Source organism: Bacillus cereus group sp. RP37 (assembly GCF_040459695.1).
Taxonomy (GTDB): domain Bacteria; phylum Bacillota; class Bacilli; order Bacillales; family Bacillaceae_G; genus Bacillus_A.
Map to the genome: position 1 here is coordinate 3,694,789 of NZ_JARVHP010000001.1, position 26,391 is coordinate 3,721,179.

Here is a 26,391-nt window from a genome sequence, read left to right on the forward strand (position 1 = left end):
TCTTTAATCTACTTTCCCTGTTAAATAATAAATCGCGATTTGTGTGCGATGTTCAAGTCCAGTTTTCCCTAAAACAGATGTAATATAATTTGCAATCGTTCCTTCAGATATGAAAAGTTGCTTCGAAATTTCTTTATTCGAAAAACCTTTCGCAATTAATGCGATAATACTAAGCTCCCTTTCTGTAAAAAGACTTTTATCTATTTTACACTCTTCTTCTTTGCTTTCCATTAAATTAGATTTAATTTTATCAAGCACTACATCTTGCATAACAGTTTGACCGTTATATACTCCTTTTATCGCATCACGAATACGCTCCGGATCGTTATTTTTTAATAAATAACCTTTTGCTCCGTTTTTTACTGCATCCAAAATATATTCATCATCATCAAACGTCGTTAAAATTAGCGGTTTCGTTTTTGTCTCTTCACAAATGAACTTTGTTGCCTCTACCCCGTTCATATTTGGCATACGAACATCTAGAAGCGCAATATCAACGTCGTTCTTTTTGCAATATTCCACCGCTTCTTTCCCATCATTTACTGTATCTACCACTTCGAACTCTTCGTATGTATTTAAAATAATTTTCATACCTTCCCTAATAAAAGAATTATCGTCTGCTATTAATATTTTAATTTTCATGTTTGTTAGTATGGACCTTCCCCTACTAACATTCACATCCCTTCTTCACGTAACATTTCCCACTTGCTCATTATATACTTCTGCTTACCATTTTTTCACACCTTTTTTCATATAGCTTCCTTCCTAAAAATATATTATTCTTTTTTTACAACATGTGTAGGGTGACCAATCATTTCTTACGTCTATATAATAGAATGCGTCAAAAAGGAGGGAGAGACCCATTGAGGAAAAACAATTAATTGAAAAAGCACAGCAAGGAAGCGAACATGCTTTTCGTATCCTTGTGCAAACATATCGTCATTATATTTTTCAAGTTATCTTTTCTATTTTAAGACATGAAGAAGATGCGAAAGATGTTACACAAGAAGTATTCGTAAAAATTCACGCCTCTCTCCCTAATTATCAATTTCGCGGACTAAAAACGTGGATGGCTCGTATTGCCACCAATCACGCTATTGATTATAAGAGAAAGAAAGCTAGAGAAAACGATGAACTCTCCTTATGTAAAGAAACTGCGGAAAATATAAAATCCTCTTATAATGTTGAGGCTTTATTATTGACGAAAGAGCAAAAATTACTCATTGCTCAAAAACTGAGAGAACTTCCCGAAAATTACCGTGACGTCGTTCTCGCACATTACTTAGAAGAAAAAAGTTATCATGAAATTGCTTTGCAGGAAAATATTGAAGTGAAAACAGTCGAAATGAAACTGTACCGGGCAAGAAAATGGATTAAAAAACATTGGAAGGAGGAAGAGTTTCTATGATGCATTATTCAAAAGAAGATTGGCGCAATTATACATTAGATTTTATAGAAAGCAATGAACGTGAATCTATGGAAGAACATCTTTATGAATGTGATCATTGTTTAGCACTTTATATGGAAAGTATTGATGAACAACATGAAAACCTTCCAATGATAAATGATGATTCATTTACGAACGAAGTTATGACGCAAATTAATTTTGAAATACTACAGTCTAATGAAAATATAAAAACAAACTCGCTAAAGCGCACGATCATTCACTACATAATTGCAACTGCGGCTACAATTATTTTTATGGTAAGTGGTTTATTCCAGTATATTTTCACAGCGACATCAAATTTCGAGAAATCTTCAAAACATAACGAGTCTTCTATCTCACAAAAAATTGTAAACAAATCGGTAGACACATCAAAAAAGGACGGAGGTTCAAAGCATGAATAAAAATCCCTTTTTAGCACTTGTATTAGGGCTAATTCCCGGGCTTGGACATTTATATTTAAAGAAGTTTGGACGGTTTATTTTATATAGCGGAGGGGCTGTATTTCTATTTATCTTTGCAGCATTTTGTACAATAGCATTAGGATCCCGTGATATTGCTTTTCTTTCTCTATTTTTACTAGTCGTGTTATGGGCGATCAATTTATTAGATTTAGTTATCACTATTATTAATCAATCGAAAAAACAAGCTGCCGGAGAATTTACAGAGTCATCTAAAGAGAGCGAACGATTTTATATCATTCTTCTATCAATCATTCCTGGACTTGGACATTTTCAATTAGGCCTTATGCAACGTGGACTTACATTTTTAGTAGCTTGCACAGGAATAGGAAGTATGATTATTTTCGTTGCGCTCTTAACATCACAAGAAAGTTTCCTTATCTTTCTTATTACATTACCTGTTTTATGGATTTACAATTTCTTCGATGTTGTTCAACAACTACAGAAAAAAGAACGTGGCGAGCAACTAGATGATCGTACTATTTTCGAAGAGTTTGAAGAGCACCGTGAACAAGGAAAGAAAAATAAAACATTCGCTTCTATTTTAGCGATGTTTCCTGGAGCAGGACATATGTATTTAGGCCTACAGCGACGTGGTCTTCAGCTTATGGCAGCCTTTTTACTTTCCATATATTTACTTGACTTATTAAGGCTTTCTGCATTTTTATTTTTAGTACCAATCATTTGGTTCTATAGCTTTTTTGATGCTTTACAGCAAACTACAAAGTATGGAAAAGAACGTGTACATGATGAACCTATCATTGATTATTTTATCAATCATCAAAGATGGATCGGTATTGGGTTAATTGCACTAGGTGGTTATTATTTATTAGATCAAACGGTCCTTCCTATTTTGAATGATTACTTTTCAACTATATTTAACATTCATCTTAGCGAGCTATATTATCGCTATTTCCAAACATCTATCGTTGCACTCCTCTTAATTGGTGGTGGCTTTAAATTGTTACTTGGAAATAAAGAAAACAAAGGTGGTACAAAAGAATGAGAACATGGCGCGTTGGAACATTTTCTATGGGGCTATCTATTATCGCACTAGGTTGCTTCTTACTATTTTCAGTTATGAAAGGCACTCAAGTATTAGATTCTTTAACAGCATGGTGGCCTGTTTTACTTATTATACTTGGTATGGAAATTTTACTATACCTTCTATTTTCTAAGAAGGAACAATCATTTATTAAATATGATATTTTTAGTATTTTCTTTATCGGTGTTTTAGGAAGTGTTGGAATTGCTTTTTATTGTTTATTATCAACTGGATTATTAGATGAAGTTCGTTACGCCTTTAATACAACTAGACAAACGAACACGATTCCAGAAAGTAAACTTGATATTCCTGAATCTATCAATAAAATTGTAGTGGATGCAGGTACAGACAATTATCCTCTAACGATAGACGGCAGGAACTCAAATGAAGTTAGCCTTCTTGGAACATACGAAATGACGACAAAAGGAAATGAAAAACTCAATTTAAAACAAGAAGATTTTCTTTCAGTTCAAACGACTGGGGAAACAATGTATATAACATTAAAGTCATTACCGTTTCATCAAAGAATGTTTGGTCATGAACCACGAGTAAAACCGACGCTTGTACTCCCACAAACGAAACATGTAGAAATTCGTGCTTCTAATCGAGATCTTTCTCTTTATCCAGGTCAATTACAAAACAATTGGTTTGTACAAGAAAGCTCAGGTGTATCTGTTCATTTAATAAAAGAGAGTGACGTATCTCTAACAGCAGTAACAAATCAAAAAGAAGCTATTGGAAATACACCTTGGGAACAAGTAGAAGATTTAACAAAAAAAGAAAACAATTCTTCAGAAGAAAATCCAGAATTAAACGAGCAAGAACATTGGTATAAAAATTCGATTAAAACAGGCAATGGGACGTACAAGTTAAACATCGAGAAAGCTTACAATTTAAATATGAGTGTTATTGAAAAATAAGAAACCTTCCACAATTGTGGAAGGTTTTTCTCATATAATCGCTTTAATTCCTTCTAACACTAATCCAATCATAAATCCGCAAACAGCCCCGTTTACTCGGATCCACTGTAAATCTTTTCCTACATTATTTTCAATCATTTCGATTAATGTTTTATCGTCTAACTTATCAAGGTTTTCTTGTACAAGCTTTCCAATTTTCGAATGATTCTTTTCAACCAGTGTGACAACTTGTTTTTGTAACCAATCTTCTATTTTTTGAACAGTCTGTTCATCTTCTTTTATTTTGTTCATTTGTGTTTGTAAAAATGGAATAACATATTTATCCGTAAATTCTTCATTTTTCACAAAAGTAATTGCCCTTTGTTGCACTTGCTCCAGCATCTCTTTAATTTTGTCAGCAGCATTCCAATTGGCAATCCATTTTTCTTTCCAATTTTCTAACTCCTGTAGTAAAGCTTCATTTTCTTTTACATTTATAATTTCTTGACGAATTTTTGTTAAAATAAGTTGTCTTGTGCTATTATCAGCATCTTGTAAGCTGTTAATATTGCTAATGATAAACTTCTGCAAAATACCGCCAATTTTATCTTCATCTACAATATTCATAAATGATTTCAAAGTAAACTGCAAGAATCCATCTACTTTTATATTTTCCATCGCCTTCATACCTAAGCTTCCGAGCTGGTAACGTGCTTCATCTTGCGCTGTCCAATCTTTCACTTTTACTAATATGTAATCAAGTGTCTTTTCATCATATTCTTGCACAACTAATTGATCAACAAGCACTTGTAAAATGTTACTTGTATTAATTGTATGCAAATATGTTTTCATTTCTTTTTCAATAATAACCGCTAACTTTTCTGTATCTATTGAAACAATTGCTTTCTCCGCAATCGTTACAATTCCTTTCTTCACAGCATCAGACTGCATTTCTCTCTCAGCAATTTGCAGCACCATTTGCGCTAACTGCATTTCTTTTACTTTATTCGTAATACTCTCTTTTGTCAGCCATTCATTTTCTAACGTATTGATGAGTCCTTTCGTTACTCGTTTACGGTTTTTAGGTAACAAAGCTGTATGCGGAATTGGAATTCCCATCGGGTGACGGAATAATGCTGTAACTGCGAACCAATCTGCAAGTCCGCCAACCAATCCGGCTTCAAATCCCCCTTGTATAATCTCTCCAGCTACCGTTCCTTGAAAAGGGATAGAAGCCGCAAAGCCTACTCCCATAACCCCAAGCGAAATACCCGCTATATATTTAGTCTGTAATGACATCGTATACACATCCTCTTATTATGTAAAATAAAGCTTTTTGTTGTATTTATTCCATATTAGTTATCCTTTATATATACTATAAAGAACTATTGTGAAAATAACAAAGATTTTTATGTACATGAAAAAATGAGGCTACAATTAGCCTCATTCTTCTTATTGGTGCCTATTCCGAACCTTTCTTATAATACCCATTCATTACATCTTTCGGAACCATACTACCGCCAGTTCCCCACACAATATGAGTGCCTTTCTGCACCTTCTCTATTAACTGTTGCTTTTGTAAATACGCATCTTCTTTACATACTTTCACTGGACCTATCATACCCGCAAGGGCAGAAGGCTCTAAATAAATATTTTCCGTATCTGCTAGTTCTTTTAATAATCTATATAACTCTTCATCACTTACTGTGTAATTTCCACTCAAAAATGGTTCCATCGTTTTCCCAACAAATCCTGATGGTCTTCCTACTGCAAGTCCGTCTGCATCTGTTACATTATCAATACCGATATCTTGAACGGCAATTTTATCATGAAGTCCTGTCATTAATCCGAGTAGCATACATGGTGAATGTGTCGGCTCTGCAAAGAAGCAATGTACGTTGTCTTTAAACAATAGCTTTAAGCCAAATGCTACTCCGCCAGGTCCGCCCCCTACTCCGCAAGGAAGGTAAACGAATAAAGGATGTTCTTCATCTACTACAATCTTTAACTCTTCTAATTGCTTTTGTAAACGTGATGCTGCTACTGCATATCCTAAAAATAAATCATGCGAGTTTTCATCATCGACAAAATAACAGCTAGGATCAGCATCCGCTTGCCTTCTTCCTTCCTCTACTGCTTTACTATAATCAGCCTCATATTCAATAACGTTTACACCTTTACTTCTTAATAAATCTTTTTTCCATTGTTTCGCGTCTGCTGACATATGAACAGTTACATTAAAACCTAGTTTCGCACTCATAATCCCGATGCTTAGTCCTAAGTTACCTGTCGAACCTACCGCAATAGAATATGTTGCAAAAAACTCTCTACATGTATCACTATCTAAAATGGCATAATCATCTTCTTCTGTTAACATACCATGCTGCAATGCTAATTGTTCAGCATGCTTCAACACTTCATAAATGCCACCTCTAGCTTTAATGGATCCTGATATCGGAAGTTGACTATCACATTTTAAGAATAATTCTCCTAAAATAGGTTGCTCGTAATTTTTCTCTAAAGCTTGTTTCATTGAAGGGATTTTCACTAAGGGTGATTCAATTATGCCGTTCGTCTCTTTCGTTTCAGGAAAAACTTTCGCAATATATGGTGCAAAACGCTTTAATCTCTCTTCCGCATCTTTTACATTCTCTTCATTCAATGGGGAATCTTTTATTGCCGTTTCATACTTTTCCGTGTTCGGATTTACCCAAAACACTTCTTCTGTTGCGATTAATTTATTTAATAGTGGATATTCCTCTTTTAATTTCTCTATTTCCTTCATTTCTCTTCCTCCTCATAACCTTGTAGCTTACGATTCAATAAATTATAATTAAATTAATTTTAATATAGTTTAACATAAATCATTCACTTAAGTTAAGTTTAATTTAATTTATTTAAATATAATTTAATAAACAGTAAGGAGCCTTTAATCATGGAAAATATAGATATTGGGAAAAAAATTGAAAAACAAAGAAAAGAAAAAGGTTTAACGAGTAAAGAACTAGCAAAGTTGGCAGGTATTACACCATCTATGTTAAGTCAAATTGAGCGTGGGTCTGCTAACCCTTCTATTCAAACATTAAAAGTACTCGCTAAAGCTCTTGATGTTCCAACATTTAGCTTTTTACTTGAAGATACAAATACAGACGATTTAATTGTACGTTCTCATAAACGAAAAAAAATGATTATCGATAATTTATCATATGAATTGTTATCACCTGATTTCACAGGAAATTTAGCAACAGCAATTATGACTGTTCCGCCGAATACAGCTTCATCAGAAAATGTACTAGAACATAAAGGTGAGGAATTAGCCTTCGTATTGGATGGAACCATTACATTGCACTTAAACGAAGAAGAATACATATTAGAAACTGGTGATAGTGTAAAAATACCTGCTTATTTAAAGCATAAATGGGTAAATCAATTTGAGAAAAATGCAATTGTCTTATTTTCTGTTACTCCGCCGATTTTTTAATATAGGTAAGAAAAATAAGATGAAATTTTAATCAGTAATCGATTATTGGCTTGCATCAATCGAGCTTCAAAAAAAAAAAAACGGGATAATCCTTACAAAACATGGATTATCCTTCTTATTTAATAAGAAGCGAACTCCTCCTCACATTAATAAAATTCTATTTACAGTAGAGGGTTATTTTGTTATTCATAGAAAACATGTTATATATAATTTTAATTGAGGTGTTATGAAATGAGCATTCATAAAAAAAAGAAGCCCCGTATTCAAGTTAGTTCCTTAATCTCATTAATTGATTCTCCCATTCAAATTTATATAACTGGATTAGAACCTTTACAAGAAGTAACAATAAGAGCTTCTAGGATTGCCGAAGGATTAAATGATATATATTTAGAATCACAAGCCACATTTATTGCAACTAAAGATGGTAATGTAAACATTACAGAACAAGCACCTATTACTGGCTCTTATACAGGGATTGATGGAATGGGATTATTCTGGTCCTTAGACATTATTAAAATAAGTGAACATTACGATTCTACGCGAAATTATAAAAATCCATTGTCACCTCAAAACTTAACTTTATCACTTGAAATTAATGGATCTACTATTGACGAAATAAACATCTCAAGATTATGGAAAGCCAAACAAATCGTCCGGTATCCAATTAGAGAAAATGGATTGGTCGCTACTTTTTTCTACAATGAAAATAAAAAAGCGAATCCAGGAATTATTGTACTCGGTGGTTCAGAAGGTGGATTAAATGAATACCTTGCCGCTTTACTTGCATCACATAATTTTTCAGTACTCACCCTCGCTTATTTCGGAATCGATAATCTACCTAAACAACTTGTAGAAATCCCCCTTGAATACATAAAAACCGCCATTGAATGGATGAAGAACCGCGAAGAAGTCAACAAAAATTGGTTAGGCATACACGGGACCTCTCGAGGAAGTGAACTAGCCCTTTTATCAGCATGCTTTTTCCAAGAAATAAAAGCTGTTACTTCTCTAAACGGTTCAGCTATTGCACTAAGTGGTATCGTCCCCTGGTCTGATGCTACAACATTACCTCCTGCTTGGACATATAAAGGAAAAGCATTACCGTATGCATCTCCAACAAACCCCATCTCCGTCGCACTCGAATGTCGTAAAATGTTTGAAGAACATAGGGGTATGCCCTATCGAAAGTGGTATAACGCTTTAACTTCAGATTCTAAAATTGTAGAGAATGCTACTATACCAGTTGAAAAAATTAATGGAGATGTATTGCTAATTGCTGGTGAAGAAGATGAAGCTGATATTGTAAGATTATCAAAAAAAGCGATTAATAGATTGGATACATTTCATTCTCCTCATTTTTATAAACAGCTCTTATATAAGAGGGCCGGACATTCTATCGGTATCCCTTATTTAAGGATAAATTATGATCAGGGGAGTAAAAAAGATAACGCTTTTGCTAGTATTGATTCTTGGAAAGAAACCATTCATTTTTTTCAGAAAAGCGCACAATCCCAATGATAAAGAGGTATGCGTGTATGAAAATTTCATACATGCATACCTCTTATTTTTTCGGCACGAACATAATCCCTAAACTAATAACAAAAAAGCTCATTATTTGCTGTACCGATAAACCAAATAAAACCGAATTTTGTTCACTGACAAGCGAAAGAATGATATGAGCAAACCCTTCAATCATTAGAAAAACACTTATATTCTTTCCATTTCCGATCCTTTCATTTTTCATCCATAACAAACTTATTATACAAAGAGCAAGGATGATCTCGTATACGAATATAGGATGATATAAAAATTTAGATTCATATATTTTCACACCCCAAGGTAATGTCGTTTGTACACCTATTTTGTGGTGGAATAGAAAATAAAAAATAATACTCATACATAGTCCAATAGGCAATGCATCTAGTAAAATACGAAGCGAAAATTGCCCCTTTTTACTTTTCCAAACAATGTATACACTTGCAATTATGCATCCTACTACAATGTGTTTCATACTTCCTATAGCTAATAATGCTTGCAATGGCGACCTAATGGCCCATACTGGATTTAAAAACGCCGGTGCGATTTTCCATACAAATACGATAATTAGAAAAGCATTTGTTACTGCATCCATCATTTTTTCATATGGTACACTTTCACTCTTCATCTTTCGTTTCATCAACATAAATCCAAATAGACTTCCAATTATAAGAGATACGGGTTGTAACCTCACGATCCACTCCATCAATACAAAATCCCCTCTTAACTCTCAATTAATTTCTTAAACTTCTCTTCTAATTGATCCGGAGGTAGCACGCCTCGTACTTGCTCTACGATAATTCCATCTTTATTAACAAAAAATGTCGTTGGTAAAGAAAATACTTTATAATCTAATCCGGCTACTCCATCCATATCTAGTAAAACAGGAAATTTAAATCCGTGACGATCTGCAAAAGCACTCGCTTCTTGCACTGGATCTCCGATTGTTGCATTTACTGCAAAAATTTCAACATCCTTTTTATATTTGTCATACAAATGAACTAAGTCAGGTGCCTCCATTTCACATGGGCCACACCATGATGCCCAAAAATTAATAAGATACGGTTTTCCTTTTGCATCATTTAACGAATGCAGTTTCCCGTCTAATCCTTTTAATGTTATGTTTGGCGCTTTAAATCCTACTTGTGGTAATACTTCTGTTTTTTGTAACTCCGCTTGTTTTGCTTTTCTTTCTTTTTCTTCTTTTTTTGTATTATAAAAGTTAACTCCGGCCCAAATTAGTGCCCCGGCCAGTATAATCGCAATTAGTTTCTTCACTTTTCTTCCTCCTCATTATTAAAAGCCTGTAAATCCACCAAATAGACGAATAAAGAATGCTGTGATCTTCGTCATTTGATTTGTGTACAATAAAATCCCTGTTATAATCATCATTCCACCGCCAATTTTCATCATGACATTGGCATATGTAACGATCCATTTTACCTTCCCAATAAAGAATGCCATCACGAAAAATGGAACCGCAAATCCAAGAGTATACGCGGTAATATAAAGAAGTGCCCCTTCAGGATTCGTTGCACCAAGCATGAGTACAGCTGAAAATATCGGTCCAACACACGGCGTCCAACCAGCTGCATATGTCATACCGACTATAATCGAGCGAATATATCCAGTCGATTTACTTCTATACTGCACCTTTTTCTCTGCCATAAGCCACTTAGGCTGAAACAAGCCCGTCATAAATAGCCCCATTAAAATAATAAAAATCCCACCAATTTGTTGAATCAATTTTTGGTTAGATGAAAATGTTATTCCAATCCAGCTTACTGATAAACCTAGCGCGTAAAATATAACCGAAAATCCGATCATAAAAAATACGGTATGTATAATCGCTGATTTTTGCATCATTCCACGATTTTCTTTTAAATCTTGAATAGACACACCTGTAATATAAGATAAATAAGATGGATATAGCGGTAAAGAGCATGGTGATATAAATGACAATACTCCTGCCCCGGCCACAAGCCAAATTGTTAAATCTGCTGCATTCATTTTATTCCCCCTAAAGCACTACGATAAGTAGTGTTAATTCTTAAAAAAAAAGAGGCTATATGCACTCTCCGACAATCAGTACAACCGACATACAGAATAAACCTAATGTTACATATACCGAATTCGTATGTAACGGAATAGTAAGCTTAACAACTTTTTCATTTACCACTTGCTCGATTCGTAAATTTATTGCTGTTTTTGCAAATGAAGCTGTAACACATCGATTCTCCATTGTCTTTATTTTAATTAATTTTAATAATGCGCTGCCTAATTCGAATTTAGATTTCATTTTTCGCATCGCATACTTATCTGCTGCTAGCTCTTGATACACATGATAGCGCTGCAATAGCCCTTTTAATATCGGGATGTACACCATTCCTTCTGCTAATAACGTAAAACAAAATAATTTTAACGGATCTCGATTGTTTTGATGATATTCTTCATGAAAAATAATCGCATCCATTTCTTCCTCTGAAAATGTTTGAAGCATCCCTTCTGACATGACAACTTTCGGACGAAATAACCCAATTGTAAATGCTGCAATTTCCGTGGTCGGCAGTATATATATTTGTTTTCCTTTTCGAATGAAAGGGATAAGTACTTTGTGTAATTTTTTACTATAGAAACATTGTCGCCACATTCTTTTACACACGATGAACACAGTAAGTAGTAGAAATCCAGCGATTATAATACGAATGAGCGATAATTCTTTCATATGTTTTTCTAACTGAAACAAGCAAAAATTCGAAAGAAAGAACATCTTATTTTGAAAAAGAAATGGATATGTAACGTAATACACTAACATGCAAAAAAAGAGAGTACTAACAATGACTGCTAACAATACGATTTTACGCATTTGCCATTTCATTTCATTAATCCTCTTTTTTTAACTGACTTAATTTGTCTTCTAACTTTTTTATTAAAGTCGGATCAACCTGCTCTAACTCATCTAGCATATGATTTACAACCAAATCTCCAAATTCCCCCATCAATTCCTGTGTCATTTTCTTCGTTTGATTGGATAAGAATTCTTCTTTTGTTTGTACAGCACGATATATGCCACTTCTTTTCACAGTCTGCTTTTCTAAGTGTAATTTCTCTACTAACCTGTTCATAACTGTCATAACAGTATTAAAATTCACAGGTGATTCTTCACTTAATTTTTGCTGCACTTCTTTAATCGTAATACCCTCGCTAGACCAAACAATCTCCATAATTTTCGCTTCAAGCGGTCCAAAGAAATGATTTAACCCTTGCTCATTTAATTTATAGTTTTGAGTAAACATAGTATAGCTCCTTTCACACTACAAATTGTAGTATAAATTAAATAAAAGGTCAAACACGAATGAGATACACTAAAATTCACTACCTATAAATACGTACGCCATTCCATTCATTATAATCCTAGCTTCTCTCCAAATGTTTCAAAGAGATACTGCTCTAATATTTGTACACTAAACTTCTCATTACGCCCAAGTGCAAATAATTCCCGATCTTTCGCTACGATAGTATCTAATGGAATAACGACATTATCCACTATTTTTGTAATTTCAATGATGTTACTTTTTACATTTACCTCTGTTTTAAATTCAATGTTTTCTAATACGATATGCGAGCGTCTTCCTGATGCCAAAAAAGTAAAGTTAGGATTTTTATAAATGCCAATTTCACTCTCTAATGGGTATAAATACTGAAAAATGATATCTCTATGTCCATCTTTTATTATTTTTTCATCCTTCTCATCATCTAAGTATTCTCTCACCTTCGTTGTAAATTCAAATCGAAAATCCACTTTTTTCACGCTCCCTCTTTGTATTTTTATATTAAATAAATATATTGAAATAATTTTACCATATTGTAATACAACTTCCTATTAAAAGTAAAAACTCATTTGTAAAATCTCTATTATTTCCGACTCTTTTTTTAAGTATAAGCACTCATTCAATATGAATTCATGCTTCGTTATATCTATTTAAACATATTCTTTCCATATTTTGAAACAATAGTATGAAGTATTATATATCAATAAAATGTTTCCAATTTATTCTTCTATATAGCTATCATCACCTTTACTATTCCAATATATTTAAACCGTATTTTCTACTTATTCATTACGTAAGAGAAGGAATGTAACTCTCTTCTATCGAATTTTTATATAACAAAAATGATTAGGTGGTGCTTTACTATGAAATTAGCTGTCATTGGTGGCGGTGATTTACAAGATTCAAATCATTTGCCTATTAATGAACGCCTTATAGAATTAACAAATAAACAGTACCCAAAAGTATTATTCATTCCAACAGCTAGTCACGATGATGAAAGCTATATAAAATTATTTTTAGACACATTCGAAAAACAATTACACTGCGATGTACAAATTTTACGTACTATAGCCGATACACCTTCTAAATATGAAATAGACGAAATGATTCAATCCGCTGATCTCATTTACCTCGGTGGTGGAAACTATATTCACATGCTTACACAATGGAAAGAACATGAACTAGATGAAAAATTATTATTTGCTTTGCAGCAAGGAACGCTCATTGCAGGGAATAGTGCTGGTGCTATGTGCTGGTTCACATCTAGTATCCGCTCAGATTATGAAGGTTCTGGTTATATAGAGAGCAATGGCTGGGGGATTGTGAACAAAAGATTTTGTCCACATTATAATCAATTAAATAGAATGAACGCCTTCCATTCCTTTTTACAAAATCATCAAGGTAATATAGAAGGAATTGCACTAGAGGATAATTGCGCTTTATATATTACAGAAGAATCTTTTGAAATTATCGGTGAACCTGAAAAAGCGTGGGAGTTTTATATGAGTGATAAAAAACTCATTAGACAACATTTTGATATAACTTTAAAAAGCTATTTATAAACATACACTTACAAAAAATGTCCCTAAGTATAATAACTTAGGGACATTTGCATTATTTAACTCACTAATCGTGTAATTCGTTTCTTCTGCCATGAAAGCTTATAATATGCATACTGTAATAGTAAACTGACAATAAATGCTGCTGGGTACCCAATCCATATTCCTTCTATTCCAAGACTTGTATGGTAAGAAAGATAATATGCTACAGGTACTTCAACAAGCCAAATTGATACAACGCCGATAACAGTTGGCCATAATACTGTACCACTCGCTCGCATTGTCGCACTAATAATTTGCGCATGCCCGAAAATTAAATAACTCCATAACGTAATCATAACTAGACTATGAGCAATGTCAATTGTAGTTTGACTCGTCAAAAATAGCGATAGAATGTCTCTTGAGAACAAGTAAATAAGAGATATTAATACACCACCGATGACATAGTTCATGATAATTCCGGCCTTCACAACTTTCTGCAATCGATCAAATTGATTCGCACCAATTGATTGCGCCGCAAAAATGGAGACAGTAATACCAAGACTAACTGCTGGCATTTGTACATAACTTGCAACTTGGTTCACAACTCCATATGCCGCTGTTGCATCCGAACCGTAACGATTTACAAACGCGATTACCGCAATTTCAGATAATGAAACTAATATCATATTAATACTCGCCGGAATACCAAGCCTTAGCAATAGCTTTAATAACTCCCCATCCATCCGAAGGTATTTTCTAACCGTGCCATCCAATTGTAATGGGTGATTTTTCTTCTTTAAATACACTAACATGACAATGAACGTAATCACTGTAGATATAACAGAAGCATAGGCTGCTCCATACACATCTAATTTCGGAGCTCCTAGCCATCCAAAAATAAGAATCGGTAATAAGATCATATTTAGCGCTGTACTTACAATTAAAAAGTAAAATGGTGTTTTAGAATCTCCTGTACCTCTCATAAATGTTGTGTATGCGAAGTATAAAAATAATACTGGCATCGATATAAATAAAATACGTGCATAGTGTACACTTATTTCAATAATATTTTCTGGCGTTCCCATAAGGCGCATAATATCCATCGCAAAAATACTACCTATTATCGCCAACACAACTCCAATAATAAAGGTAAATGTCAGTGTCGTACCAACGATAGCTTTTAAACGATCTTCGTTTTTAGCACCAAACGCCTGACCAATTAATATAGAACTTCCTGAACCGATACCAATTACGAATGAAACGAGTAGGAAAAATAGTGGAAAGAATGCTGATATGGCCGCTAAATCATTTACACCAAGCCATCTTCCTACTACTACCATACCAAATAATTGTCCAACCGATTGTAATACATTACTTAATAGTAACGGTACTAAAAACATCGACATCGATTTCCATATCGGTTTACTCTTACTTTCTAACTTATGTGACTCCGCACCTTCTTTATTATTATCTGTAGGTGGTTTCAAATTTCATTTCTCCTTTTATTAAAAATCTATTTTTTCAATTTCCATCTCTTTGTATAGTTGTTATAATGATATACTTCTATTCATTTTCTTTTTCGTATTATTATAACTTCACCCAATATTGGCTTCCATCAGCTGTTCTATCTAAAAAACCATATTCGATTAAATATCTTCTTAAAGTCACAAAATCCGGATATACGCTTTCTATGATAGTATTTACTTCTTTTTCAGTATACTTTTTATTACTATCAAACTTCGTCACTAAATGGCGTAATATAATTAATTTACGCTTTTGCTTTTTCGGGAATTTAGAAAGCGGTCCATCTAATCCTTCTGTAAAATGAGCTTTTAATACTTCATCATTTTCTTCTTGCGTAATATTGTAACGATCATCCACCATCGTTGCTGTTCTATGAATGGGTACAAATTTCGTTTGTACTTTTGATTTTTCTTCTGACAGTTCCATTAATGCTAAAAATACTTTCGCCTGTTTCATTTTCTCTCGAAGTGTAAATCGATGATTTCGGATGGTTGAAGTACTTCCGCCATCCATCTCTTTTACAATCTCTTTATCATTCAGCCCCATATGGAAAAACTGAACCATTTTCTTTTGCAAATCAGTTAAACCCGTATACTTCTTATCAAGGTTTAATAAATAATCAAACATAGACGTATGTTCATTTTGCACATGCACTTGTACAAACTTCTCTGCTTCATACAAAACTTGATTATCTTGATAAATAACACCCTTAATAAACGCTTCTCCACAAGCTAAACAAATATATTCCTCTGCTTCCTCATCAAACACATACCCTTTTTTCAATTCCTCTACCGACGCATCCCAAAACTTCTCTGAAATATCACTCATACTAAACACTCCTTTAAAATGTTTATCTAAAAACAAACAAATTTCAATATCGTTTATTATCACTTCATCATCTTAACACAATCAAAATAAACATTTCAATGTTTCGTTTACCCATTTTACAAACTTTTATAAAAACGTCTATTAGATATTCTTTAAAAAGGACATAAAGCAACGAAAAGCGAATGTATTTAATAAATGAATTACGATAGGATGTGAAACAAAACATGACTATTCTACAAGACCCGTGGTTTACTGTTAAACAGATCGCCCAAAATACATATGCGATTAGTGAATATGGACATTGGGAGAAAGTACATTCCTTCTTACTTGTAGGCGATACTACCGCACTCCTTATCGATACTGGACTAGGTATCGATAATCTGAAGCGTATAACTGACCAACTAACAAACTTACCAATTACTGTCGTCACAACACATGTCCATTGGGATCATATCGGTAGTCACGCACAATTCGAAGAAATCTATGTACATGCTTTAGAGGAGGATTGGCTCATTAACGGTATAAAAGGACTTCCTATTACTCAAATTAGGCATGACCTCGCACGTGATATTACTTTACCTACACCTAAAACATTTCAACCTGAAACATTCAAACCCTTTCAAGGGACACCAACAAAATTACTACAAGATGGAGACATGATTGATATCGGAAATAGGAAGATTCAGATTATACATACCCCAGGTCACTCACCGGGGCATATTTGCCTATACGATTATGAAACTGCGTTTTTATTTACAGGAGATTTACTTTATGAGGGCACGATTTTTGCGTTTTATCCATCGACAAATCCTATAGATTTAGTTCAGTCTCTAAATAAAATTACAAACATTTCTCCTATTAAACAGATTTTTGGTTCACATCATACCCTCGGCCTTTCACCTGTTATATTGAACGAGGTGAAATATGCTATTCAATATTTAAATGATAAAGAGCTGATTAAACATGGGACTGGTATTCATACATTCCAAAACTTCAGCCTTCAATTTTAACTACAAAAAAGGTGTTTCCGTATAAGAAAACACCTTTTACCTTCTATATATTCTATGTATAACCTCTACTAACACTTTACTTGTCTGTACAAATATATGCTTTCGGTTTCCATCCTCAACGAATTTATGAGCACAACTACCCATAATCATTATACAACTAATTATGACTAGCGCTACCTTTCTATTTTTGTAAGTCACTTCAGCCACTCCACTATTACCAAACTCCATTTAAATTTATCCCATCAAGAAATTTTACACGAATAATAAGCCGAAAGAATATGCAATTCTGCATATTCACACGTTTTATTACGATGTTATGATTTAATTTAGTTTAGTTACAGTACACGTATACCGAGGTGACTAACTTGAAATTTAAAGCGAAAAAGAATCCATTTCACGTAATTTTTATTACTTTATTTATAATTATTTTTTTCATTTCACTATTCTTCAAAAATGAAAATTCTATTTTTTTCACTTTCATGATGCTGCTAAATGTCGTGAATCTTTCTTCATTCTATTTTTCTCATTACAATATAACTGCATCATCTCTTATTGTAAAACACGGTTTCATATTTCATACTGAAATTCCATTTGAAGAAATTCGTCACATTAAATACTCTGGTAAAAAACTTCATTCAAAACAATGGACTAGACAGCAATTGGAAATCCATTACAATCTATTTGACTCCGTAACAGTTTTTGTACCCCAAGAAGAAGATACTTTTATTTCACTCTTAAAAGAAAAATGTCCACATATGAAAGTATTGAATACGCCTGCTAACAAATAATATATTTTGGCACTTGCAGTAGTACAAATGTAGGACATAAAATAAATATCAAAAAAGCCAAGATTCTGAACAAAGAATCTTGGCTTTTTTTATTACTCTTTCGGGGCAATCATTTTTTTCGGATCGACAATTTCATCAAATTGTTCTTCTGTTAGTAATCCAGATTGCAACGCTGCCTCTTTTAAAGTTAACCCATCTTTATGAGCATGCTTCGCAATTTTCGCTGCATTTTCATATCCAATATGCGGGTTTAATGCTGTAACAAGCATTAATGATCGATTCACATTCTCTTTAATTACCTCTTCATCTGCTTCAATACCCACTGCACAATTATCATTAAATGAAACAATTGCATCTGCTAATAAGTGAGCGGATTGTAAGAAGTTATATGCAATAACAGGTTTAAATACGTTTAACTCAAAATTACCTTGGCTCGCAGCAAATCCAATTGTTGCGTCATTTCCCATCACTTGCGCTACAACCATTGTTAATGCTTCACTTTGCGTTGGATTTACTTTACCTGGCATAATAGAGCTTCCTGGCTCATTTGCCGGAATAATAATTTCTCCTAGACCACTACGTGGACCACTTGCCAGCCAGCGTACATCGTTAGCGATCTTCATTAAATCAGCAGCTAATGCTTTTAATGCACCATGCGTATATACAACTTCATCATGGCTCGTTAATGCATGGAACTTATTTGGTGCAGAAATAAATTGTTTACCTGTAAATTGGCTAATTTCCTCTGATACCATCTCACCAAATTTAGGATGAGCATTAATACCTGTCCCAACCGCAGTACCACCAATTGCTAACTCTTTCATATATGTATTGCTCTCTGCAATCATACGCTCTGTTTTTTCAAGCATACGGTGCCATCCGCTAATTTCTTGCCCTAATGTTAACGGCGTTGCATCTTGTAAGTGTGTTCGACCGATTTTTATAATATGTTTAAATGCAGTTACTTTTTCTGCTAACGTTTCTTTTAATTTCGTAATTGCTGGTAATACGTGATTTTCTACTGCGATTACACATGCTACATGAAGCGCTGTTGGAAATGTATCATTTGAACTTTGAGACATGTTCACATCATCGTTCGGATGAATATGTACGTCAGATCCCTTCTCTTTCAAAATTTGATTCCCTCGATTTGCAATTACTTCATTCACATTCATGTTTGACTGTGTACCACTACCCGTTTGCCATACAACAAGCGGAAAATGTTCATTCCATTTCCCTGCAATCACTTCGTCAGCTGCTTCCACAATTGCTTCTGCTTTCTCTTCTGATAGCTTTCCTAATTTTTGATTGCTAAGTGCGGCACTCTTTTTTAAAATCGCAAATGCTTTTACAATTTCAAGCGGCATTTGCTCAGTTCCAATCGGGAAGTTTTCTTTACTACGTTGTGTTTGTGCTGCCCATAATTTATCAGCTGGAACTTGTATTTCTCCTAATGTATCTCTTTCAATTCTGTACTCCATTTTTTCATCCCCTTGAAAATAAAATACCTACATTTCTCATTTTAACAGACTTTCATCCAAATGATAAGAATTCTCACTCGTATATATAAAAAAAATACCTTCTGCCATCGCAGAAGGTATTTTTTTATGATGCTTCCTTTCCTTTTTCAGCATCATCTACATACCAAATGAATTTGCCTGTATATCCGTAAATAACTGCCAAAATTAATGAAACAAAGCTTAACCACATAAACGGAACGTATGAGAATGTTGCTACACCTAAAATACCAGCCATAAAAATACCATTATCTGACCACGGAACCATACCAGAAGTTAACGTTCCACCTACCTCTGAGTTACGTGCTAATACACGGCGGTCTATTTTTAATTTATCATAGCTATCTTCCATAATTTTTGGTGTTAAAATCAGTGATACGTACATCGCACAACCAAATATATTAGCTAAGAATGCCACGATTAATGTAGACAATGTTACATTACCTGCAGAATTTAATTTCTTCTCAAATTTTGATACAATTACTTTTAAAACACCTAGTTTTTCAAGTAATCCACCAAATCCTAAACCGAAAATAATAACGGCTACTGAGCCAAGCATACCGTTAATTCCACCACGGTTTAATAACTTGTCAACAAACTCAACACCAGATTGAATTGAGAATCCGTTATACGCTGTTCCAATCGCCTCTCCAAAGTTCATTCCTTGGAAAAGAGTTGCCCAAATTGCACCAATTAAAGCTCCCATTGCAATTGTTGGCATAGACGGTTTCTTCATCGCTAATAAAGCAATAACAATGACCGCCGGAACAAGCATCCATATTTTAATATCAAATTCCTTTAATAAAGCTTCTTTTAAAAACTCTACTCGATTCAAGTCTACATTATCGCCGCCATACATCCAACCAGCTACAGTAAACATAATGCTAGTAATAATATAAGCCGGAACATCTAATACGAGCATAGCTCGAACGTGAGCAATAACATCTACTTTTGCCATAGAAGCTGCAAGAACTGTACTGTCAGAAAGTGGCGATAATTTGTCGCCGAAATAAGCTCCTGAAAGAACTGCACCAGCAACAAGCGGAAGTGGTAAGCCAAGTCCTTCACCAATCGCCATCATAGCAATACCTGCCGTTCCAACTGTTCCCCATGATGTTCCTGTCGCGATAGAAGTTATAGAACAAATAATTAATGTTGCTAATAGGAATATGCTAGGGTGAATAAACTCTAATCCATAATAGATTAATGTTGGTACTACGCCACCAGCAATCCACGTTCCAATTAAAGCACCTACTGCCACTAAAATCAGTATTGCTTCTAATCCGTTAGAAATCCCTTTCGTAATTGCATCTTGCAATTCTTGATAACGAAATCCTAATCTTAATCCAAGCGCAATTACTAAAAACCATGAAATAAATAGCGCTAATTGAATTGGGAGATCAAAAATCGTTTGGAAGGAAAAGACAACAGCAAGAAATAGTAATAAAAGAACTATGATTTCTAGCATCGATGGTAATCTTACACTTTTCATTTTTTTCTCTCCTTACAAGTCGATAACATGACGTATGTCGTCTTACATGTATGTAATATACAATTAGCGAAGACAAAACAAAATTTTCATATTATTTCGATTTATTTTTCCAGTATAATATATGGACACCTTTTCTATTGTAAAAGTAGATGCTACTTTTCGCAATGGAAAATATAAAAAATGTTACATTTTTTATATATAACAATCAAAGAGTAACTTTTTTAATATTTGCCACCATAAAACTTTTTACTATTATCCTCACCTTTTTAAGGAATATCATTATTCTCCACATAAAAAAGCACACATCATTCAAATGATGCATGCTCTACTTTTATTTATACATATCTTGTATTTCTTCTTTATTTTTAAGTATTTCCACAAACTTATCGCTACAACCTTTCGGAAATAACACTCCGAGCCCATATGAATGCTCAAACTGAAAATGAGGATACTTCGCTTTGACCTCATCCCAAAATTTATACACACCGAAGTTCCGATTTTTCACCTCAATATCGTGAAATAACACGATACCGTTATTCGCAAGTTTCGGTAACCATGTTTTATAGTCATGAGAAACTGCTTCATACGTATGATAGCCATCAATATGCAACAAATTTATTGTTCCATCTTGAAACTGATCCACAGCCTCGTCAAAAGTAGACCGAATTAAATTACCTATATGAGGGTAACTCATGTCCGTGTATTTACTCACTATTTGAAAAACACCTTCTCCATATGGACCTGTATGCTCATCTCCTGCCCAAGTATCTACAGCAAAACATTTTGTAGATAATCCTCCATCTTTTACCCCTTGGCAAAAACTGAAAAAAGAAGCTCCTAAATGGGTACCTAACTCAACTAATATTTCTGGCTTTTCAAATCTTACTAAATCATAAGCAAAGTTTAAATGTCCCACCCACGCAGAATTCATACGAATATATGGACTATATTGATCAAATTCAAATGTTGGTTTATGAGTAACCCAGCTCATCACATGTCTCCTTCTACACATATTTTTAACAAACCAAATTACTCTTATCTTTATTTTTTTATCCGCTTGATTATGATTTAATTTTATAATTTTATCTCGCTTTATTTAACCTATTTACTTGTATCGTAAACATAACTGGAACTACTCAACTTCCCACCTTATAACACAGAAATTTCAGTTTATTTTTTATTCATTTCGTGATATATTGCATACTGTATCCAAAACTTATTTTTAGAGAAGGAGAATTAAAACTATATGAATCCAAATCGTTTAAAAGGAATCATTATGGTTGTAATCGGTGCTTGTTTATGGGGCTTGTCCGGAACAGCAGCACAACAACTTTTTCAATATGAAAATGTTTCAACCGAATGGTTAGTTACAATCCGATTGCTTATATCGGGCGTTATCTTGCTCATTATTTCATCATTCGGAACGAACAAAAAAGAAATATTCGGTATATGGAAACAAAAATCTGATGCTACTAAAATGATATTGTTTGGCCTATTCGGTATGCTTGCTGTTCAGTACACGTATTTTGCTTCTATTAAAGAAGGAAATGCCGCCGTCGCAACATTATTACAATATTTAGCTCCTATATTTATTACTGTATACTTACTTTTCAAATGGAACGTTCGTCCATCAAAAATTGATTTCATTTCCATTACCCTTTCATTAGTAGGCACTTTTCTCTTACTAACAAACGGGTCCATTCATAACTTAGCTGTTTCTACACCAGCTATTATTTGGGGTATTTTATCTGGATTATCTCTTGCTTTTTATAGTTTATATTCAAAGGGATTACTAGAAAGATGGTCTTCCTCTGTTATCGTTGGATGGGGCATGATTATTGGGGGTATTGGTGTAACGCTTCTACACTTTATTTCTACGAAAGAATTCATTTTATTATCGACTATGAAGTATATAAAACTAAGTACCCTACCGCTCATCACATTTGTCGTCATTTTTGGGACACTTATTGCATTTTATTTATACTTAGACAGCATACGATACCTGACTCCGAAAGAAACGACATTATTCGGTTGTACAGAACCACTCGCAGCTATTATTTCTTCTGTACTTATATTACACGTACCATTTCAATCTTTTCAGTTATTAGGGGCTTTTTGTGTCATTGTAATGGTGCTCATCTTAAGCCAAAAACCGGATAAAGGGAAACCAGAATTAAAGCTTGTTCATGAGAAAAAAAAGAATATACAATGAAAGGATTGAATTCACTATGCCTGTCCCTCAAAATTATAAAAAACCAGGAAGAGTTTCGGCAAAATCACTCGTTTTAAATCAACTACAAGATTGGATTATTGAAGGTGTACTGCAGCCTGATGAAAAAATTAATGATGGGGAGTTAGCTGAAGCACTAGGAGTAAGCAGAACACCTGTAAGAGAAGCACTTCAAATATTAGAGCTTTCTGGATTAGTGGAAATGGTACCTGGACAAAAAACAAAAATTGCTCCTATTAAGTTAGACGACGTATCTATTATTTATGAAACAATGGCTGGCCTTCACTCTATTATAGGAAAGCAAGCACTTCAAAATATTACAGACTCTGATATGAAACTACTTTTTGAAATAAATGATGATTTCCAGCGCTCTATAGAGAAAAAAAACGCAAAACAAGCTTTAGAATTAGATATACAATTTCACAATACAATTTCTTCTATTGCTAAAAACCAATATATTGAACCCTTTCTAGAAAATATGCAACTTCATGTTTTACGCCTTGAATATTTGTTTTTCCAAAACTTTGTTCCAGCAAGTCAATCTATTGAAGAACATCACTCTATCATTCAAGCATTGCAGAAGCAGGACGAAAAACAATTGGAACAAATGATGTCTCAAAACTGGCTCCGTCCAATGAAAGAAATACAAAAAATAATTTCTACGAAATAATAAGAGAGCTGGTTACACAAAATCGTAACCAGCTCTCCTTTTACTAATCTATATAGTTATGCCTGAATATCTGCATAATTTTCCATATCTTCGTACTCTTCTTCCAATTCCTCTAAAGACAGCTCGTATAATTGTCGGTCACGAATTTTAAACACACCTGCCCCAATTAACTCATCAATTAAATGCCTCTTACGATTTTCAACAGCAAAACGGAGTTGACTACTCATCTTTTAAAAAACTCCTTTCTACAATCATTGAAAATGATAATCTTTATCAATTACCACTTTTGATTATAAAAGATGACTCTTTATAAGTAAAGTAATTTCATGAAATATTTACCTTACAAAGTATTTGTGGCCACATTATATATATGTATGCTCCGCGAAAAATGTTATGACACTTTTTCTTATCCTTTTTCTTTCATACTTTGCAAGTTGTCTCAATATGATGAAATTCACCATCTATTTCTACTTGAATGGTGACATGTTCTACATGAAACTTCTCCTTTAATACATCCGTAGCCTCTATTAATACATTTTGCGTTTCATTACCTTTAATAATTAAGTGGCAAGTTAATACTTGAAAATCCGATGTGACAGACCATATGTGCAAATCATGAACTTCTTTTACAACCGGAATATTTAATAATGTACTTTTTACCTCTTCAACATTTATGTGCTGTGGTGCACCTTCCATTAATATATGAACCGTATCACGTGTTACACGCCATCCACTAATAATGACTAAAATAGACACAAGAATACTAGCAATCGCATCTGCAGCAGTCCATCCGAAAAATTTAATAAGTAACGCAGCAATTATCGCTCCAACTGATCCTAATAGATCACCTAGTACGTGTAAGAAAGCACTTCTTAAATTCAAATTCCCCTTCACATCTCCGCCTCTCATTAATATCCAAGCTGATAAAATATTAATAAGTAGACCAAGTACAGCAATAATGAGCATCCCATTACTAGCAATCTCCACTGGTTCTTTAAAACGGCGAATTGCTTCAATAAAAATGTATACTGAAATGACAATAAGAACGACACCGTTACATAATGCCGCTAACATTTCGACTCGCTTATACCCGTATGTTTTCGCAGTTGTTGCTGTTTTTTCTCCAAGCTTAAACGCAAGTAAACTTAAAGCTAAAGATACCGCATCACTTAACATATGCCCCGCGTCAGATAGTAGTGCTAAGCTATTTGTTACAAATCCTCCAATTACTTCAGCAATCATAAAACTTGTCGTTAGTACGAAAGCAATTAGTAACGCCTTTTTATTGTTAGAATGACCGTGATCGTGTGAATGTCCCATACAAACGCTCCTTTAAGTGCAATATCTGTATGTTAGTATGAAACAAACTCCCCATCTTTATCCTAATTCCTCTGTATACACACTTCGCTGCTTTTCAAACAAGTCCTTTTTCTCAAATAAAAACAAGACTACTTCTTTTTTATTTTCATATTGTTTACTAAAGAAAGAATTTTTAAGGAGGTTACGAAATGAAACGTTTATTTCTCTGTATGGAGCGTGAACTTGTTGTAGTGAAAGAACAATATGGTAACTATGAAACAGCGTATCACTTACAAAATATGCAACCTACCTGTATCGCTGTTGATCCATTTCAAAAGAATCGTGTATATTGCGGAACATTTGGACGAGGTCTCTGGTTAAGTGACGATAGCGGAGATTCATGGAGACCAATTGGAGATTCTTATCGTTACTTTGATTTTCCAAAAGAAGATGGTATTTTACATTCTTCGATCACTTCCATTACGATAAGCCCTAATGAACAAGTTAACGGCTATGGCGTCGTTTATGTCGGCACAGAACCGAGCGCTTTATTCCGCTCAGAAAATGGTGGTGAAACGTGGACGGAACTGAAAAATATGAAATCATTATTATCTTCTTATACGTGGGCTTTCCCGCCTAGACCTTTTACTCATCACGTACGCTGGATTACAGTGGATCCACAGAATCCGAATACAATCCATGTTTCAATTGAAGCTGGTGCTGTTATTCAAAGTAACGATAAAGGGCATACATGGATTGATAAAAAATTCGGTGCTCCTATCGATGCTCATCAATTACTTATGCACCCTGAAGCCCCAAATCGCCTTTATGCATCATGTGGTGACGGATTTATGGGCGGACCTGATCGCGCATACCTTGAAAGTTATAACAGTGGAAACAGCTGGATCTCATGCAGTGAAGGACTTGAACATCATTATTTATACAGCTTGGCTATCGATCCGGCTGATTGCGATACAATTCTCGTTTCTGCCGCACCGAGTGCTGATCTCGCTCATCACCGTATACCTTATGAATCTTTTATTTATCGTAAAACGAAAGATACTCCGTTCCAGCAAGTACAGCAAGGACTACCATCAGCAATCGGTACAGTTATTTCGATGTTTGCGACAAACGAAGCAGAACCACATACATTTTACACTTTAAATAACAATGGCGTGTTTCAATCCACTACTAGCGGCGAATCGTGGGAACAACTAAACATTCCGTGGAAAGATGAGTATAAAACGCAGCATCCGCATGCATTGCTCGTAACTAATTCTTAACGAAAAAAGAC

General features: G+C 34.1%; 29 protein-coding genes. 12 read left to right on the forward strand and 17 right to left on the reverse strand.

Features of this window, described 5'->3' with window-relative positions; all coding sequences use genetic code 11:
* Positions 1-3: 3 nt before the first annotated feature.
* Positions 4-642 carry a response regulator transcription factor gene (locus tag QCI44_RS19435; RefSeq protein ID WP_000694106.1) on the reverse strand — a complete coding sequence of 213 codons (639 nt, stop codon included), beginning with the start codon at positions 640-642 and terminating at the stop codon, positions 4-6.
* 220 nt (positions 643-862) lie between these two features.
* Here QCI44_RS19435 and QCI44_RS19440 point away from each other — a divergent pair, with 220 nt between their 5' ends.
* The 4 genes from QCI44_RS19440 to exsE are packed head-to-tail and all read left to right on the forward strand — an operon-like array spanning position 863 to position 3,870.
* Positions 863-1,408 (forward strand): RNA polymerase sigma factor, encoded by a 546-nt coding sequence (locus QCI44_RS19440; protein ID WP_255290087.1) that lies wholly within the window; start codon positions 863-865, stop codon positions 1,406-1,408.
* Positions 1,405-1,848, forward strand: coding sequence for a hypothetical protein (locus QCI44_RS19445; protein ID WP_016134108.1), 444 nt, complete (start codon positions 1,405-1,407; stop codon positions 1,846-1,848). The genes QCI44_RS19440 and QCI44_RS19445 overlap by 4 nt, the downstream gene beginning before the upstream one ends.
* Entirely contained in the window at positions 1,841-2,911 is a 1,071-nt protein-coding gene (locus QCI44_RS19450; RefSeq protein ID WP_016088451.1) for a hypothetical protein, read from the forward strand. The genes QCI44_RS19445 and QCI44_RS19450 overlap by 8 nt, the downstream gene beginning before the upstream one ends.
* On the forward strand, positions 2,908-3,870 hold the full coding sequence (exsE, locus tag QCI44_RS19455; protein WP_016134107.1) for an exosporium protein ExsE: 963 nt from the start codon (positions 2,908-2,910) through the stop codon (positions 3,868-3,870). The genes QCI44_RS19450 and exsE overlap by 4 nt, the downstream gene beginning before the upstream one ends.
* Positions 3,871-3,900: 30 nt before the next feature.
* Here exsE and QCI44_RS19460 read toward each other — a convergent pair whose 3' ends face one another.
* A complete protein-coding gene (locus tag QCI44_RS19460) occupies positions 3,901-5,148 on the reverse strand; it encodes a DUF445 domain-containing protein (protein WP_098985842.1) in 1,248 nt (415 codons plus the stop codon).
* A gap of 163 nt (positions 5,149-5,311) precedes the next feature.
* On the reverse strand, positions 5,312-6,634 hold the full coding sequence (gene dsdA, locus QCI44_RS19465) for a D-serine ammonia-lyase (RefSeq protein ID WP_016134106.1): 1,323 nt from the start codon (positions 6,632-6,634) through the stop codon (positions 5,312-5,314).
* A 150-nt stretch (positions 6,635-6,784) separates the two neighbouring features.
* On the opposite strand from dsdA, the gene QCI44_RS19470 reads away from it, so the two are divergent.
* Entirely contained in the window at positions 6,785-7,330 is a 546-nt protein-coding gene (locus QCI44_RS19470; RefSeq protein ID WP_016088455.1) for a helix-turn-helix domain-containing protein, read from the forward strand.
* Positions 7,331-7,561: 231 nt separating this feature from the next.
* A complete protein-coding gene (locus QCI44_RS19475) occupies positions 7,562-8,848 on the forward strand; it encodes an acyl-CoA thioesterase/bile acid-CoA:amino acid N-acyltransferase family protein (RefSeq protein WP_098985843.1) in 1,287 nt (428 codons plus the stop codon).
* Between the two features lie 43 nt (positions 8,849-8,891).
* On the opposite strand, the gene QCI44_RS19480 is transcribed toward QCI44_RS19475, so the two are convergent.
* The 6 genes from QCI44_RS19480 to QCI44_RS19505 form a co-directional block, all read right to left on the reverse strand.
* Positions 8,892-9,572 carry a prolipoprotein diacylglyceryl transferase family protein gene (locus QCI44_RS19480; protein ID WP_116349062.1) on the reverse strand — a complete coding sequence of 227 codons (681 nt, stop codon included), beginning with the start codon at positions 9,570-9,572 and terminating at the stop codon, positions 8,892-8,894.
* A 17-nt stretch (positions 9,573-9,589) separates the two neighbouring features.
* Complete coding sequence (locus QCI44_RS19485; protein WP_016088458.1) at positions 9,590-10,144, reverse strand: TlpA family protein disulfide reductase; 555 nt, start codon at positions 10,142-10,144, stop codon at positions 9,590-9,592.
* A gap of 18 nt (positions 10,145-10,162) precedes the next feature.
* A complete protein-coding gene (ccdA, locus tag QCI44_RS19490) occupies positions 10,163-10,876 on the reverse strand; it encodes a cytochrome c-type biogenesis protein CcdA (protein ID WP_098591701.1) in 714 nt (237 codons plus the stop codon).
* Between the two features lie 55 nt (positions 10,877-10,931).
* Positions 10,932-11,744: a M56 family metallopeptidase gene (locus tag QCI44_RS19495; protein ID WP_098985845.1), complete on the reverse strand. Its 813-nt coding sequence runs from the start codon at positions 11,742-11,744 to the stop codon at positions 10,932-10,934.
* A 4-nt stretch (positions 11,745-11,748) separates the two neighbouring features.
* Positions 11,749-12,162 carry a BlaI/MecI/CopY family transcriptional regulator gene (locus tag QCI44_RS19500; protein WP_000495065.1) on the reverse strand — a complete coding sequence of 138 codons (414 nt, stop codon included), beginning with the start codon at positions 12,160-12,162 and terminating at the stop codon, positions 11,749-11,751.
* A 110-nt stretch (positions 12,163-12,272) separates the two neighbouring features.
* Positions 12,273-12,668, reverse strand: a complete 396-nt coding sequence (locus QCI44_RS19505; protein ID WP_116349092.1) for a DUF3942 family protein — start codon at positions 12,666-12,668, stop codon at positions 12,273-12,275.
* Between the two features lie 393 nt (positions 12,669-13,061).
* Here QCI44_RS19505 and QCI44_RS19510 point away from each other — a divergent pair, with 393 nt between their 5' ends.
* Positions 13,062-13,760 carry a peptidase E gene (locus tag QCI44_RS19510; protein WP_016088464.1) on the forward strand — a complete coding sequence of 233 codons (699 nt, stop codon included), beginning with the start codon at positions 13,062-13,064 and terminating at the stop codon, positions 13,758-13,760.
* Between the two features lie 56 nt (positions 13,761-13,816).
* Here QCI44_RS19510 and QCI44_RS19515 read toward each other — a convergent pair whose 3' ends face one another.
* Both QCI44_RS19515 and QCI44_RS19520 read right to left on the reverse strand, forming a co-directional pair.
* Positions 13,817-15,226, reverse strand: a complete 1,410-nt coding sequence (locus QCI44_RS19515) for an MATE family efflux transporter (protein ID WP_088083570.1) — start codon at positions 15,224-15,226, stop codon at positions 13,817-13,819.
* A gap of 100 nt (positions 15,227-15,326) precedes the next feature.
* The gene (locus QCI44_RS19520) at positions 15,327-16,091 is read right to left on the reverse strand and encodes a DUF2087 domain-containing protein (protein ID WP_016088466.1); all 765 of its coding nucleotides are present in this window, start codon (positions 16,089-16,091) and stop codon (positions 15,327-15,329) included.
* A 224-nt stretch (positions 16,092-16,315) separates the two neighbouring features.
* On the opposite strand from QCI44_RS19520, the gene QCI44_RS19525 reads away from it, so the two are divergent.
* Positions 16,316-17,101 (forward strand): MBL fold metallo-hydrolase, encoded by a 786-nt coding sequence (locus tag QCI44_RS19525; RefSeq protein WP_016088467.1) that lies wholly within the window; start codon positions 16,316-16,318, stop codon positions 17,099-17,101.
* A gap of 36 nt (positions 17,102-17,137) precedes the next feature.
* Here QCI44_RS19525 and QCI44_RS19530 read toward each other — a convergent pair whose 3' ends face one another.
* Positions 17,138-17,329, reverse strand: a complete 192-nt coding sequence (locus QCI44_RS19530) for a hypothetical protein (protein WP_016088468.1) — start codon at positions 17,327-17,329, stop codon at positions 17,138-17,140.
* A gap of 137 nt (positions 17,330-17,466) precedes the next feature.
* Between QCI44_RS19530 and QCI44_RS19535 the strand changes: the two genes are divergently transcribed.
* Positions 17,467-17,889, forward strand: coding sequence for a PH domain-containing protein (locus tag QCI44_RS19535; RefSeq protein ID WP_016088469.1), 423 nt, complete (start codon positions 17,467-17,469; stop codon positions 17,887-17,889).
* 92 nt (positions 17,890-17,981) lie between these two features.
* On the opposite strand, the gene fumC is transcribed toward QCI44_RS19535, so the two are convergent.
* The 3 genes from fumC to QCI44_RS19550 form a co-directional block, all read right to left on the reverse strand.
* Positions 17,982-19,370, reverse strand: a complete 1,389-nt coding sequence (gene fumC / locus QCI44_RS19540) for a class II fumarate hydratase (protein ID WP_098985847.1) — start codon at positions 19,368-19,370, stop codon at positions 17,982-17,984.
* Between the two features lie 124 nt (positions 19,371-19,494).
* A complete protein-coding gene (gene nhaC, locus QCI44_RS19545) occupies positions 19,495-20,898 on the reverse strand; it encodes a Na+/H+ antiporter NhaC (protein ID WP_016088471.1) in 1,404 nt (467 codons plus the stop codon).
* Positions 20,899-21,229: 331 nt separating this feature from the next.
* Complete coding sequence (locus QCI44_RS19550; RefSeq protein ID WP_016088472.1) at positions 21,230-21,889, reverse strand: class I SAM-dependent methyltransferase; 660 nt, start codon at positions 21,887-21,889, stop codon at positions 21,230-21,232.
* Positions 21,890-22,144: 255 nt separating this feature from the next.
* On the opposite strand from QCI44_RS19550, the gene QCI44_RS19555 reads away from it, so the two are divergent.
* Positions 22,145-23,110 (forward strand): DMT family transporter, encoded by a 966-nt coding sequence (locus QCI44_RS19555; protein WP_098985849.1) that lies wholly within the window; start codon positions 22,145-22,147, stop codon positions 23,108-23,110.
* Between the two features lie 16 nt (positions 23,111-23,126).
* Positions 23,127-23,798, forward strand: a complete 672-nt coding sequence (locus QCI44_RS19560) for a GntR family transcriptional regulator (protein ID WP_016088474.1) — start codon at positions 23,127-23,129, stop codon at positions 23,796-23,798.
* A gap of 56 nt (positions 23,799-23,854) precedes the next feature.
* Here QCI44_RS19560 and fbpA read toward each other — a convergent pair whose 3' ends face one another.
* Positions 23,855-24,025, reverse strand: a complete 171-nt coding sequence (gene fbpA / locus QCI44_RS19565) for a Fur-regulated basic protein FbpA (RefSeq protein ID WP_016088475.1) — start codon at positions 24,023-24,025, stop codon at positions 23,855-23,857.
* Positions 24,026-24,218: 193 nt separating this feature from the next.
* Positions 24,219-25,118 carry a cation diffusion facilitator family transporter gene (locus QCI44_RS19570; protein WP_016134097.1) on the reverse strand — a complete coding sequence of 300 codons (900 nt, stop codon included), beginning with the start codon at positions 25,116-25,118 and terminating at the stop codon, positions 24,219-24,221.
* Between the two features lie 188 nt (positions 25,119-25,306).
* Here QCI44_RS19570 and QCI44_RS19575 point away from each other — a divergent pair, with 188 nt between their 5' ends.
* The gene (locus tag QCI44_RS19575; protein ID WP_016134096.1) at positions 25,307-26,380 is read left to right on the forward strand and encodes a beta propeller repeat protein; all 1,074 of its coding nucleotides are present in this window, start codon (positions 25,307-25,309) and stop codon (positions 26,378-26,380) included.
* Positions 26,381-26,391 lie beyond the last annotated feature (11 nt).

Coding starts and splice junctions, on each gene's coding strand:
- QCI44_RS19435 (WP_000694106.1), bottom strand. CDS start 642: ATGAAAATTAAAATATTAATAGCAGACGATAATTCTTTTATTAGGGAA.
- QCI44_RS19445 (WP_016134108.1), top strand. CDS start 1,405: ATGATGCATTATTCAAAAGAAGATTGGCGCAATTATACATTAGATTTT.
- QCI44_RS19450 (WP_016088451.1), top strand. CDS start 1,841: ATGAATAAAAATCCCTTTTTAGCACTTGTATTAGGGCTAATTCCCGGG.
- exsE (WP_016134107.1), top strand. CDS start 2,908: ATGAGAACATGGCGCGTTGGAACATTTTCTATGGGGCTATCTATTATC.
- QCI44_RS19460 (WP_098985842.1), bottom strand. CDS start 5,148: ATGTCATTACAGACTAAATATATAGCGGGTATTTCGCTTGGGGTTATG.
- dsdA (WP_016134106.1), bottom strand. CDS start 6,634: ATGAAGGAAATAGAGAAATTAAAAGAGGAATATCCACTATTAAATAAA.
- QCI44_RS19470 (WP_016088455.1), top strand. CDS start 6,785: ATGGAAAATATAGATATTGGGAAAAAAATTGAAAAACAAAGAAAAGAA.
- QCI44_RS19475 (WP_098985843.1), top strand. CDS start 7,562: ATGAGCATTCATAAAAAAAAGAAGCCCCGTATTCAAGTTAGTTCCTTA.
- QCI44_RS19480 (WP_116349062.1), bottom strand. CDS start 9,572: ATGGAGTGGATCGTGAGGTTACAACCCGTATCTCTTATAATTGGAAGT.
- ccdA (WP_098591701.1), bottom strand. CDS start 10,876: ATGAATGCAGCAGATTTAACAATTTGGCTTGTGGCCGGGGCAGGAGTA.
- QCI44_RS19495 (WP_098985845.1), bottom strand. CDS start 11,744: ATGAAATGGCAAATGCGTAAAATCGTATTGTTAGCAGTCATTGTTAGT.
- QCI44_RS19500 (WP_000495065.1), bottom strand. CDS start 12,162: ATGTTTACTCAAAACTATAAATTAAATGAGCAAGGGTTAAATCATTTC.
- QCI44_RS19510 (WP_016088464.1), top strand. CDS start 13,062: ATGAAATTAGCTGTCATTGGTGGCGGTGATTTACAAGATTCAAATCAT.
- QCI44_RS19520 (WP_016088466.1), bottom strand. CDS start 16,091: ATGAGTGATATTTCAGAGAAGTTTTGGGATGCGTCGGTAGAGGAATTG.
- QCI44_RS19525 (WP_016088467.1), top strand. CDS start 16,316: ATGACTATTCTACAAGACCCGTGGTTTACTGTTAAACAGATCGCCCAA.
- QCI44_RS19530 (WP_016088468.1), bottom strand. CDS start 17,329: ATGGAGTTTGGTAATAGTGGAGTGGCTGAAGTGACTTACAAAAATAGA.
- fumC (WP_098985847.1), bottom strand. CDS start 19,370: ATGGAGTACAGAATTGAAAGAGATACATTAGGAGAAATACAAGTTCCA.
- nhaC (WP_016088471.1), bottom strand. CDS start 20,898: ATGAAAAGTGTAAGATTACCATCGATGCTAGAAATCATAGTTCTTTTA.
- QCI44_RS19550 (WP_016088472.1), bottom strand. CDS start 21,889: ATGAGCTGGGTTACTCATAAACCAACATTTGAATTTGATCAATATAGT.
- QCI44_RS19555 (WP_098985849.1), top strand. CDS start 22,145: ATGAATCCAAATCGTTTAAAAGGAATCATTATGGTTGTAATCGGTGCT.
- QCI44_RS19560 (WP_016088474.1), top strand. CDS start 23,127: ATGCCTGTCCCTCAAAATTATAAAAAACCAGGAAGAGTTTCGGCAAAA.
- fbpA (WP_016088475.1), bottom strand. CDS start 24,025: ATGAGTAGTCAACTCCGTTTTGCTGTTGAAAATCGTAAGAGGCATTTA.
- QCI44_RS19570 (WP_016134097.1), bottom strand. CDS start 25,118: ATGGGACATTCACACGATCACGGTCATTCTAACAATAAAAAGGCGTTA.
- QCI44_RS19575 (WP_016134096.1), top strand. CDS start 25,307: ATGAAACGTTTATTTCTCTGTATGGAGCGTGAACTTGTTGTAGTGAAA.